This window comes from Streptomyces fildesensis, assembly GCF_016107395.1.
Taxonomy (GTDB): Bacteria; Actinomycetota; Actinomycetes; order Streptomycetales; family Streptomycetaceae; genus Actinacidiphila; species Actinacidiphila fildesensis.
Window position 1 is genome coordinate 363356 of sequence record NZ_JAAIKO010000003.1, and the last position, 12143, is coordinate 375498.

Consider the following 12143-nt stretch of genomic DNA (forward strand, 5'->3'; position numbering starts at 1 on the left):
CAACAAACCTCTTGATCAGAGTTCGGCACTCTTCGGAAGCGACGAGAATGTCCCAGACGACCCTCACCACGCTCAGCCCGGACTGGCCCTGCCAGGTCAAATCCCCCGGGAACCCCGACTGGGAACGCACCGCCACCCGCTGGCTGCGTGACCTGCTGCCGGCCCGCTACGCCGGATACTCCACGCTCACCCGCCACCCGGCCCTCCTCGCCCGCCACGCACAGCTCCAGCTGCAGTACGAGATGCGCGCGGTCCAGGTGGCGATGACCACCAGCCGGGCCGAGCTGCCCACCATGGGCATGGTCGAGGCCGTCATCGAGAACACGATCCGCCTCTACGCCGTCGAGCTGGAACAGCTGAGCCGCCTCGCCCGCGGCGTCCGCCTCGTCACCGACGCCCTGGTGGCGACCACCGCCACGGCCCCACGCCGCCGCTGACCGTTCCCAGGGAGTCCCCACCAGGGGACGGACCGAGCCCTCGGGCCCGGCCACCGCTCCTGCGGTGCGCCGGGCCCGAGGGCGGGCGGGTTCCGGCTACCGGGTGTAGCCGTAGTAGTAGCCCGAGAGGTCGACGACCAGATCGACCGGGGAACTGCTGCCGTTGTAGAACTCGATCGCGCCGTCCGTGCCGGTGGGCATGACCGAGGCGTTGGCCACGGTCTGTCCGGCGCTGAAGTTGATGTTGGATGCGGTGGGCCGAGCCGTCCCGGCGGGATAGGCGGTGATGAAGCCGCCGCCGACGTTGTTCGTGACGGTCATGTTCAGTTCCGCCGCCGTCATACCGGTGGCCGGCACCCCGTTGCGATTGGCGATCTGCAGTCGGACGGTCTGGTGGGGACCGAGCTTCGCGGCACCGCCGCCGGTACCGGTTCCGGTGCGGGTGTCGAGGACCCTGGTCAGCGAGGTCGGCACGACGACCGAGGCGGTGCCCGGGTAGTCGTAGTAACCGACCACGTCGGCGACGAAACTCACGGTTCCACCGCTCCCGTTGTAGAGCACGACCTTGCCGTCCTTGACGGGGACGAGGACCAGGTTGGACACGGTCTGCCCCGGGGTCCAGTTGGAGTTCGAGGTCCCGGGGTTGTCGTCACCGTGACCGTAGGCGGTCAGAAAGCCCCCCGCCTTGGTGTCGGTCGTGGCCACGTTGAGCAGTACCGCCGAAGCGTCCGACGGCACCCCCTTGCGCCCGGCGACGGTCAGGACCACCCCACCGTGCGGTGCCACAGGGGCTTTCGGCGCGCCGGTGCCGTCGCGGGTGTCCAGGACCCGGGCGGGGCCGGCGGCGGAGTAGGTGACGCCGATCTGGGAGCTCCGGCTGGCCGGGTCGCCGCCGACCTCAACACCGAAGGAGTCGATGATCAGGTCGACCGGGGCGCTGCTGCCGTTGTAGAAGTCGACCAGGCCGTCCTCGCCGGGGACGGCCATCATGATGTTCGGAACGGTCTGCCCGGGGCCGAAGTTGAGCAGGGAGACGCTCGGCCGGGCTGTGCCGTCCGGATAGACGGTGAGGAAGCCACCGGCTTTCGTGTTGGTGACCGTCACCGTGAGACAGGCGGCTTGCACACCGGTGGAGTCGGCGTGCAGTTGGGCCCTCGACAACTGGACGGTCCCATGGGCCGGGACCCTGCTCCCGTAGCGACTGTCGTAGATCCGCTTCGGGGTCAGGGGAAGGATCTCGTTGCCGACAGTGATCGTGGCCGAGGCGGTCGACGTCCGCCCGAGCAGGTCGTTGGCGGTGACCGTCGCGGTGTAGGTGCCTGCGTGGGGGTAGATGTGGTGCGTGGGAGCAGAGGTGGACAGCTCGGCCGACGTGCCGTCACCGAAGGTGAGCGTCCCGCTCTGGAGTTGCCAGGTGTCGGCTCCGGCGGTGGTGGTGAAGGCGGCCATGCCGGGAGTGACCGTATTCTGCGGGGGCGCGGAGATCAGCGGAGCAGCGGTGAGTACCACCTGCGGAGCGTCAACCGTCGCTGCCTTCACCTGCGTCGTTCTGGTCACGGCCAGGCCGTCGGTGTTGGTCGCCGTCGTGCGCGCCGTGTAGATGCCGGGGGTGGGGTAGACGTGCGAGGCCACGCCGCCGCTGACCGCCACGGGGCCGCCGCCGTCGCCGAAGTCCACGACCGTGCTGACCGTTTCGCCCCAGCTGTCGGTCGGGGCGGCGGTGACGGCGAGGGTGAACGGTACGGTGCCGGCCGCCGAGGCGGGGCTGTACGACGGAGCCAGGGTCAGAGTGCTCTGACGCTCGAAGGCTCCCCGGTCCATGGCCCCGGCCCCGGTACCCGTGTTCGCCGTGTTCGGGTCGTCGACGGGCCGAGGGTGCCCGGAGCAGTCCGTACTGGTCACGCCCGGGGCGTGGGAGTCACCCGAGTCGATCAGCGGGGACCCCTCCGGCTGCGCAGAGGTGGAGATGTCGGTTGCGGGTACGTCGAGGTCCTGGCCGGCCTGGCCGGGTACGGCGGCCGCTAGGTCCGCCGCCTTGGTGTAGTCGGTGCCGCCCCAGGTGTAGTCGAAACGGGGAGCCGCGGCGGCGAGCGCGTTGTAGGCCGTCTTCACGGTGTTCGTCGAGGAGGTCGCGACCGTGATCAGCGGGGCCGCTGTGCACGGCGGTGTTCCGGACGGTGCCATCGCCTTCACCGCGTTGTTCTCCACCGTCCCGGACGACGTCCCGGTAATAGACAGGCCGGGGGAGCAACTGCCGGCGATGATGGTGTTACCGGTCACCGTGAGCCCGGAGACATCGGTCGCGCCTATCCCACCGGCTTGGTCGGTGCTGAGCAGGTTGGATGCGACGGTGACGCGCTCTGCCCCGGAGGCGATGGACACGCCGTGTCCGAGGCTCCCCCGCGTTTCGTTCCTGGTGATCGACACGTCGGACGAGGTGTGGTCGACGGAGATCCCGTCCGGGGTCTCGGGGGCGGTCTCCCACACCTGCCCGACAGCGTTCGTGTCGAGGGCGATGCGGGTGGAGCCCACCACGGCAAGGCCGTCACCGCGTGCGTGCTCGACGATGATCCCGGCAATGCGGATGTCGTGTGCTCCGGACACCGTCACCGCGGCCGCGGTGCTGTTGTCAGGCCGCCAAAGAATGGGGTTGGTGGTTCTGGTGTGACTGGTGAAGGCGGGGCTCTTGAAGGTGATGGGCGCCGTCGGTGTGCCCGAGCGGGTGATGGTGACCGAGCCGGTGTACCTACCCACGCCGATAGTGACGGTCTGCCCGGGATTCACGACATCTGCCGCCGCCTGAACGGTGCAGAACGGGAGTGCCTGCGTCCCCACCCCGGTGTCGCTGCAATGCGTGGGACTCACGTACAGATTGGCGACCGGCTCATCCGCCAGCGCGGACAGCGGGAACAGACCACCGCTGCTCAGCAGCGCAGCCGTGGATATGACAATTTGACGCCGATAGCGCATAACGCGCATAAATCCCCCACCGCTTACCCAGGACCCACCAGAACTCTGATGCACAGAGGCTCGCCGGATAGTACTGCGCCTCTGCGGAAGGTCCTGCCCCGGGCGGTCGCTCCCGTTCCCGACCCCGATCCCGGTCCCCATCCCATTGCAGGGAGCCGTTCTGCGAACAACCATGGCCGTCATGGAGCGACCGAGGCAGATCATCGAGTGCGGAGACTTCGTCCTGCGAAGCTGGCGGGGACAGCGCGACTTCGCTGCGGCGTTCACGTTGATCGAGGAGTCGGTGGACCACCTGCGCCCCTGGGAGGCGTGGGTCACCCGGCACAGCGAGGAGAGCACCCGCGACTTCCTCGCGGAGTCCGAGTCGAAGTGGGCGAGCGGTGACGTGTACAACTACGCCATCGCCCAGGACGGCACCCTCATCGGCATGTGCCAGACCTACCGCGGAGCCGACCCCCAGGGCCGGCGCATCGGGTACTGGCTGCACCCTGCGGCCACCGGCCAGGGCATCGCCACCAGAGCGGCCACCGCCATGGTCACCGAGATGTTCACCCTGCCGGACGTCGAATACCTGGAGATCACCCACGACCTGGCCAACACCTCGAGCGCCGCCATCCCGCGCCGGTTGGGCTTCACCGAAGTCCGCCGCGAACAGGCAACACCGCCCGCAGCTCCCGCCGGCAGCGGGATAGAAGTGGTCTGGCGGCTGCACCGCCCTGCCCCGCCCGTTAACGGCAGTCGGGAATGACAGGGAATTCAGGACCGGGCACGATCGCACGCGGCCGCATAACAAGGCATCCAATAACAACGTGTCCGCTGACAACGTGTCCGTACAACAAAGAAGCCCCGGGCCGTGAGGCCTGGGGCTTTGAATGGAGCGAGTGACGGGAATCGAACCCGCGCTCTGAGCTTGGGAATCACTCGACACTTGGACATCAGTATGTTCGCTGACCTGCGGGAGCAGACTGGTGCGCGCTTGAACTGAGTGCTGTTTCGGCACCTGTCTTGACCGCCCTTTACCGGCCCTACTGGGACGTTCTGGCACGGCCCCAGCGGTGCGGCCAACAGCATCGAAGCCAGGCAGTTCTGCCCTCGCGACGGTCTGGACACATGTCCTTTGCTTTGGGGCACGTCTACGAGGGCGCCTGGCCTCGCATCTACCGGGCCTGTGACATGGATGCAGAAGGTCCGCGTCCCGGCTCCGGGACGCGCCAAACGATTCGGACCTGTTCCTCCAGGGGTAGCGAGGGTCCGCCGACGTAGATGCGGTGGATCAGGTAGAGGACGGCAAGCCGGAATGCCCCTGGATCGATATCGTCCTCCGTGGGCACTGTTGCCCGGCTCAGCTTGTTCACCTGGCGGACGAAGCGTGGCTCGGTTTCCAAGGAACCAAGCTCGGCGATGACGGCTGGTTGCAACGTGATGTCCTTGCGCATGGCCAGAATCGAGCGCTGCACGAGGTCCGGCTCGGCTTCGATGCGGTTGAGCATGCATGCCAGTACGTAGGCATGAATGACGTCTGCTTCGATCCTGCCGTGCTCTACGAAATCCTCACCCGTGCAGCTGGGGCACCCCTCGCACTCGTCGGGTTCGATGAGGTCGCTCTCGGGGCCTTCATCAGCCTGCCGGGTGGACATGAAGCATGCGGCCACCCACATGATCTCGGACTGGCTCAGCTCAAGTTCCTCGGCGGTCCACAGATCGGGGTCGGTGGGTTTGGTGGTATCGCCGTCCTGTAGGAGAGGAGGTGTGGAGCGCATCAGCGACTCCAGGGTGACCCAAGCCGTATTCCAGCCCTGGGTACTGAGCAGCAGTGTTGCCACCGCAGCCCCCGGGGACTTCCAGAAGATGAGGTCCTCGTCATCGCCGTTGACGAAGTGCAGAACGTGATCTGACGGGTCGAATTCCGTCCCGGACATTTCCCCGAGGTGGGTGAGGACGGCCTGGCGGCCTCGATAGCGTCCGACATAGCGCCGCGCCTGAGAGACGAAGGAGTCCATGGTGGCGTCGTCAAGCACCGCGTTGGGGCTGACGCCGATGTAGCGGGGCGGATCGTGAGGGCCGAAGCGGCGGAGCTGTTGGGTGGCGTTCGCCCAGTACAGCTCCTTCGTATTTGGGTCGTACACCACACAGTAGACGGGGATGTTGCCGTCCGCCCAGGTGTCGCCGTGTAGGTTGACGGGCACCGCGTAGCCGTTCCCACGGCGCCAGCTGTCCCCACCTTTGACTTGGACCTTAACCGTGTCGCTGGTGACGTCCCCGCCATCGGTGAAGGTGACGTAGAAGTCCTCGCCGAAGTCGTTCCGTCCGGATATTTCTTGAACGATGTGATCGTGTTCCTCGAGCAGTGTGCGTACGGCGTTTACTGCGGCTTGGCCCACGCGCCGCCCTCTTGGGATCTTCGGCATGCCACTCTCTCCGGGGTTCCTCATGTGCCCAGGCGGACCGAGACGGTGCCGCCACCCGTCACCTTGCACCACGGCTCTGACATCGCGACTCGGGCAGATCCGTATTGCAGGTCAGGACAGTGAGGTGCGCCTGCGAGGCGGTGATGCGGCTCAGAGCAGTTTCCGCAGACGCTGCCGGGTTGAGGCCAGTTGGGCGAAGAAGTGGCGATCGACGAGGTGGGGGTGCTGGGACTCAGGGAAGTCGATTTGGACGCGGGCGCGCTTCACAGCGAGTCGTCGAAATCTGCGTGGACTTGCTCCCTCGCCCTCCGGCTCGGGATGCTAGGTTGACGACCGAGCCGACTGAATACGCCGTTTCGGAATCCATTGCCGACGGCCCCCAGCCGACCACAGAATGGGGGATGGGTAGCTTGTCGCATGCTGACAGATATTGGAAGACGCGGTTGCTGATTTTACTCCTGTTTGTCGCCTTGTAGTTCCGCTAGTCGCTGCGCGGCATCGGGAATTCCGGCGTCTTGCGCACGCCTCAACATGATTTCGGCTCCTGCAACGTCGCCCCGCTGTTCACGGATTCGCGCCAAGGGCAGAAGCAGGTTCGAGCGTCCTTGCGCAATGGCTTTGAGTAGTAACTGTTCGGCAGATTCATATTCGCCTCGGGCTGCCCGAGCCCGCGCCAAGGGTTCGACGAGTTCCTTCGAGTCGGCTGCCAGTTGCTCGGCCAGCCGCACCTTTCCCCTGATCTCCAAGATCCGTACTAGGTCGTGGGCTGCGCTGGGCTGTCCCTCCTCAATGGCACGCCAGTAGAGCTTCTCGGCTCGTCTCAGGTTGCCCTCTTCTTCTCGTAGGCGAGCCAGCTCGAGCAGCACGTACGTCAGACCCAGATTGTAAGCTCTCCAGAAGAGAGCCGAAGCAGACTGGTAGTTACCTTTACTGCGACGGATCATTCCCAGGCCGCGAAGGGTGTTCGTCTCACCGAGGCGGACGGCGATCTCACAGAAACGATCTGCTCCGTCGCAGTCTCCTTCTCTCTCCAAAACCCAGGCGAGTTCTCGCGGTGCATTTATGTCTCCTGCGTCCATGGCGAACCTGAACACTTGAATAGCTCGAGAAGTATCTTTGTACATGTAGGTCCAGGCCAAGCCTGCAAATGCCTCAGTGTTTCCAGCGTTGAAGGAATATTTTGTCAGGATCAGTGCAAGTTCGTGCTGGCCTTGATCGGCCAGCCAGCGTGCCTGGTACTCAACTGCCCGGGCGCCGAAAAATCCGCCGTCAAGTGCCTGGTTGTACAATTCGACAGCGCGTGCGGTATCCCCGAGTTGAGATGTGACGGAGGCCAATCCTACGACGGCGTCCCATCGGCGCCCGTCCCGATCCACAGCTTTGCGATACCAGTGCTCTGATTTCTCAAGTTGGCCCTCTTCCTCCGCGCGGGAAGCGAGTGCGATCTGCGCGGTGACGTCTCCGAGTTCGGCTGCCAACTCGTAGTAGACGTGTGGATCCTCGCCCTTGCGATTTTCGCGGATCCATCCAGCCAGATGGGTCAGGGCGGCACCGTCCCCGTCTTGCGCTGCCGCTAGCGCCAGTGCTTCCGCGTGGGTCTCCCTGCCTCGTTCAAGAGCAGCCCGGGAAAGGGCAACTTTGTCGCGCGCGCTGGCGGCTTGCTCTGTCGCTGCCTCCCAGAAATCGTTTTCAGGGCAGAGAAATTGTCTGTTCCGGCGACCATGCAATTCGACGTAGTCGGCTAGGCGGTAGCTGCTGGGATTCTCTGCCCCGTTCGTGGAGAAGCCCCGGACCGGTGCCAGCGGCCCGCGAACCCCCCGGCACGGAGTTGACAAGTACTGCAGGGCGCGAGAAAACCAGTCATGTTCCGCCAGATCCCGCTGGAGCGTGGTCAGGTAGCTAGTAGCCGCAGACCGGAGGAAACCGGGAGGCAGATCCATGCCGTGACCAAGCCGCCGGGCGTCCATGGCGGCATGCAGGATTGCCTGTGAGGTCGGGGATCCGTTCGCGTACCGTTCCAATTGCGCTGGCCCACCTGCCAGGTACTGGATGACGTGGCCGCCCTCGGCCTCGCGAGCAGCCTTCAGCATTCTCCGATCGGTGGGCCGATCCATGTCGAGGAGAGCGGCCACCTCGTCGTTGCTGAACCTCTCCGGAACTGGGAGGGCGCACCTGAACAACAGGGCTCGAGTCTTCGCGCGCTCGTCTGCCGGCGCGGTGGTCATGGTGGCCCAGTGGACATGCCAGGTTGTCCCCAGCACCAGGACGGGGGCCCGGTGGGGATCGCGCAGCAGCTCCGTGAGTCGAGCAGCCACGTGTTCATTTCTGTCCGAGCCGTCGCAGAGCAGATAGCGATTGATCTCGTTGAGCCACACGACCGTGCGCGGTCTCACCGCCCCCAGCGAGGCGAGTAGGTCCTCCTGGTCGGCCGGATGCCACAGCCGCCACTCCTTGCCGAGGCGCTGAATCGCTTCCCAGGCAGCACGAGTCTTTCCCGTGGAGGAATCCGCGAGAAGGACTTTCATGCCACTGTTCCCGGCGAGAGCCATGTTGACGAGAGCGTCGAGTTCGTCGTCGAACGACCTTCGAAAGTATGTAGGCAGAGCAGGCTGATCAGGGTCTGTGACCTCATCGACCGAGATAGCCTCGTGAACCTCCAGACCGATCGGGTCAGCGTCGCGCACAAGACAGCCAACCTCGCCCCTGCGCCCAGCTCTGGAGAACGCCTCCAGGGAATCCGCGTCGCAGAAGCGTCGTGCTACATGATCCCCGAAGTACCGGGCCACGATCCGTGGCTGGATACGCAAATGGGATGTCAAGTGCTCGCCGTCCCAGAACTCGAGCAACAGATCTGGATGTTGGGCTTGGTAATGATGAACCAGATCACGCACCTGAGCCCGGGTTGTCTTGCATGACGTGACGATGACGAGCCGTGTTGCTGCATAGGGCCGCGGTCCGCTGAGGAAGAGATCCAGGGCCTTCTTTGTATCCGCCTCAGTGAACTGGGCTACGTGTTTGACCTGGAATGCGGACCATTGGCCGCCCTCCGACAGCCCTGCGATGTCGATACCGCCCTGCGCTTGACCAGGCGATCCGTATCGGTGGCAGGGCGACAACCGTTCGTGAACTTGGACGAATTCGCACACAAGCTTCTCGAACTGACTCCACGAAGTCAGTTCATGGAAGGGCAGAGAGGTGATCTTGCCATCGACCACCAAGGGGTGCTTCGAAAACTCGGCCACGCTGCCTCGCTCGGTCTGCACTGGATGCTCAACAAGCACTTTACGCGGGGTGGCTGACAGTCCGGAGGGCGTGGGATCAGTCCTGAGACCTCACGCCAGCCATGCGGGATGCTCCGCAGCAGCCGATTCGCTCGTTTCCCGGAGTTGAGGCACGCGGAGGGCACAACAGGCCCAAAATGGTCTGGACAACAAAGAAGCCCCGGGCCGTGAGGCCTGGGGCTTTGAATGGAGCGAGTGACGGGAATCGAACCCGCGCTCTGAGCTTGGGAATCAACGAGTGCTGCGGGGCTGATGTGCTGTCTGACCTGCGAAAACGGGGGCTCGGATGGCTCCTGGGGCGGTCCGGGTTGCACCGTTGTTGACCGGGGTTTTCCGCTCAGGAGGGCACGGCTGGGGCACGCGGTGGCCGAGGCGGCCTGTCGGATCTGCTCCGTGGCCTGTGCACGCCGTGTGACGGGACAGCCAGGTTGTGGGAGCAAGGGCGCTCGGGAATGGGCCTTTTCCTTCGTGGCATGGTTCGGCCCTGCCACGCTGGTCGTCGTGACGGCCTGCTGTGCCCGACATGCTGACCGCCGACGTGACGACGCCGGAGCAGGCGGTGGAGAAGTCGGAGCGGCTGTCCGCAGCGGTAGAGAACAAAGGCACTGGCAGCGCGTTCGGCGCGGCGGCCTCGGCCGCCCTGGAGCAGCGGCGGGTGCTGATCGGCAAGCATGCCGATCGTCGGCCTCAGGACGCGGTCCCTGTGGGCCGGCACGGGTGGACACACGGTGATGTCCAGTACCGGAACCTGCTGTGGAAGGAAGGGGAGTTGGCCGCCGTCCTCGACTGGGACCGCGTCGGCGTCCGTCCGTACGCCGAAGAGGGCGTTCGGACCGCCCAGGTGCAGTTCGGCGTGGATGGAGTGTTCGACCTCGCTCGGGTGGCGGCCTTCGTGTGCGGCTACCGGTCCGTGGTGCCGCTGGAGGCAGCCGCGCTGTCAGATGGTGTGCGCCGACTCTGGTGGAAGCGGATGACGGACTTCTGGCAGCTGCCTCCGGGTCGGCCCCTCCGCTCACGTAGCTGTCGCGAAGTGAAAATCGGTAGTGCGGAGCTGTGGCCCGCGAGCTGTCAGTCGGTGAGGCCGGGGACTACCAGGCCGGACTCGTAGGCGATGACCACCGCGTGTGTCCTGTTCTGTGCGCCGAGCTTGGTCAGCACGTTTCCCACGTGGGTCTTCACCGTCTCCAGGCTCACCGTGAGCGCCCTCGCGATCTCCGGATTGGACAGGCCCGTGGCCATGCTCCGCAGCACTTCTTCCTCCCGGTCCGTCAGTGCCGCTTTCGGTAGCGCCTCGGCGGAGTCCAGGGGGCGGGCGGTGACCATGCGGCGCAGTGCTGAGGGGAAGAGGATCGCTTCTCCCGACGCCACCACCCGTACCGTCTCCGCGATCTGGCGGACCGGGAGTCGCTTGAGCACGAACCCGGCGGCGCCCGCGCTGAGTGCCGCGGTGACGTAGTCGTCGTTCTCGAAGGTGGTGATCACCACGACCTTCGGCGGTGCGGTGGCCGGGTCGGCGAGGAGTTGCCGGGTGGCCTCGATGCCGTTGCAGCGCGGCATGCGTACGTCCATCAGGACCACGTCCGGACGCAGTCGCCGTGCCTGTTCGACCGCGTCGATGCCGTCGGCGGCTTCTCCGACCACCGCGATTCCCGGTTGCGCCGCGAGCAGCATGCGCAGACCGATGCGGGTCACTTCGTCGTCGTCCGCGATCAGGAGGGTGATGGGGTTGTCGGCGGGACCAGCGGCCGTGCTCGTGTCGGGGCCGGTCATGCCGATGCCGGTATCGGCAGGCGGACCACCAGGCGCCAGTGCCGTGTCCCCTGCGGGCCCGCCTCGATCTCGCCGTGCAGCAGCCGCACGCGTTCGGCGAGACCGGGCATGCCGTGCCCGGACGTCGGGAAGGGGCCCGCGCCCGTCCCCGGCCCGGTCCTGTTGACCACGCCCAGCTCAAGACTGTCCGGGGTGGCCGCCACGCGGAGCTCGATCGGACCGCCCGCTCCGTGCCGCAGCGCGTTCGTCAGGCCCTCCTGCAGGATCCGGTACGCCGCTCGGGAGAGCGTCCCCTGCACCTGCGCCCAGTCGCCCGACAGTTCCGGCTCCACCGTCGCGCCCGCGTGCCGCAGCCGGTCGACCAGCTCGGGCAGGTTGGCCAGGGTGCGGGTCGGTGCCGTCTCCGCCCGCTGATCGCGCAGCACACCCAGTACGTAGTCCAGGTCCTCCAGCGCGGCCCGGGACGACTCCTCGATGCTGCGCAGCGCGGCTCGCGCCGTCGCCGGGTCGGTGGCGAGCACCTGGCTCGCCACCGCCGCCTGGATTGTGGTCGCCGTCAGTGTGTGACCGATCGAGTCGTGCAACTCGTGAGCCAGCCGGTTGCGTTCGGCCAGCGCTTGTTCCCGCTCGGCTGCCAGCGCGAGCCGCTCGGCCGCCGAGGGCCCCAGCAGCCTGGGCGCCAGCCGGCGTAGGGCTCCTGTCACCACCACGCACACCACCGCGGCCAGCAGCAGGCAGCACAGCCCCCGCGTCCAGTTCTGCCGGCCGCCCTCCGCACGCAGTGACCAGCCGAACAGACTCAGCTCCGCCTCACCACGGAGCCAGCCGAACGGAAGGCTCACCCCCATGATCAGCAGCACCCCACTGACCAGTGCCCCCGTCCACCCCAGCGTCACGTGCAGCAGCAGCCACAGCGGAGTCCGCCAGCGGTCGCCGCCCGATGCCGCAGGATCCGGCAACGGCACCCCCAGCAGCCTGCGGACGAACGCGATCAGCGCCCGCCGCGTGGTGCGGGCCAGACCGATCGTACCGATCAGCGCCGCCCAGACCAGGAGAGTCAGAACGGCTTTCACGCCATAGGGAGCGGACGGCCACACCAGGGTCGGCAGCATGGCGAAAGGCAGCAGCGGAATGCTCGCCAGGGCACCGCAATAGGCGAGGAACATACCCGTATACGTGGAGCCGCGCAGCAGCGGCCGGATTCCCCAGATCATGATCCGACCAGTATGACCGGCCGGAGGGCCCGGGCCCTCCCCCGATCGGGGGAGGAAATCCTC

At 66.2% G+C, this 12143-nt stretch carries 8 protein-coding genes; 3 read left to right on the top strand and 5 right to left on the bottom strand.

The window, feature by feature from the left end; translation table 11 throughout:
- Positions 1-47: 47 nt before the first annotated feature.
- Complete coding sequence (locus C6N31_RS07550) at positions 48-437, top strand: hypothetical protein (protein ID WP_164294626.1); 390 nt, start codon at positions 48-50, stop codon at positions 435-437.
- 96 nt (positions 438-533) lie between these two features.
- Here C6N31_RS07550 and C6N31_RS43645 read toward each other — a convergent pair whose 3' ends face one another.
- Positions 534-3191, bottom strand: a complete 2658-nt coding sequence (locus C6N31_RS43645) for a PKD domain-containing protein (protein WP_307811274.1) — start codon at positions 3189-3191, stop codon at positions 534-536.
- 397 nt (positions 3192-3588) lie between these two features.
- On the opposite strand from C6N31_RS43645, the gene C6N31_RS07575 reads away from it, so the two are divergent.
- On the top strand, positions 3589-4155 hold the full coding sequence (locus tag C6N31_RS07575; protein ID WP_232484893.1) for a GNAT family N-acetyltransferase: 567 nt from the start codon (positions 3589-3591) through the stop codon (positions 4153-4155).
- A gap of 409 nt (positions 4156-4564) precedes the next feature.
- Here the strand turns inward: C6N31_RS07575 and C6N31_RS07580 are convergent, their stop codons facing one another.
- Together C6N31_RS07580 and C6N31_RS07585 are read right to left on the bottom strand one after the other, a co-directional pair.
- Positions 4565-5815 (bottom strand): DUF4365 domain-containing protein, encoded by a 1251-nt coding sequence (locus C6N31_RS07580; RefSeq protein ID WP_198357289.1) that lies wholly within the window; start codon positions 5813-5815, stop codon positions 4565-4567.
- Between the two features lie 452 nt (positions 5816-6267).
- Positions 6268-9078, bottom strand: coding sequence for a tetratricopeptide repeat protein (locus C6N31_RS07585; RefSeq protein WP_244809312.1), 2811 nt, complete (start codon positions 9076-9078; stop codon positions 6268-6270).
- 541 nt (positions 9079-9619) lie between these two features.
- Between C6N31_RS07585 and C6N31_RS07590 the strand changes: the two genes are divergently transcribed.
- A complete protein-coding gene (locus C6N31_RS07590; RefSeq protein WP_138351317.1) occupies positions 9620-10204 on the top strand; it encodes a phosphotransferase in 585 nt (194 codons plus the stop codon).
- Here the strand turns inward: C6N31_RS07590 and C6N31_RS07595 are convergent.
- On the bottom strand, positions 10165-10866 hold the full coding sequence (locus C6N31_RS07595; protein ID WP_138351318.1) for a response regulator transcription factor: 702 nt from the start codon (positions 10864-10866) through the stop codon (positions 10165-10167). The two genes, C6N31_RS07590 and C6N31_RS07595, sit on opposite strands and share 40 nt — an antisense overlap.
- The gene (locus C6N31_RS07600; protein WP_138351319.1) at positions 10863-12080 is read right to left on the bottom strand and encodes a sensor histidine kinase; all 1218 of its coding nucleotides are present in this window, start codon (positions 12078-12080) and stop codon (positions 10863-10865) included. The genes C6N31_RS07595 and C6N31_RS07600 overlap by 4 nt, the downstream gene beginning before the upstream one ends.
- Positions 12081-12143: the final 63 nt, after the last annotated feature.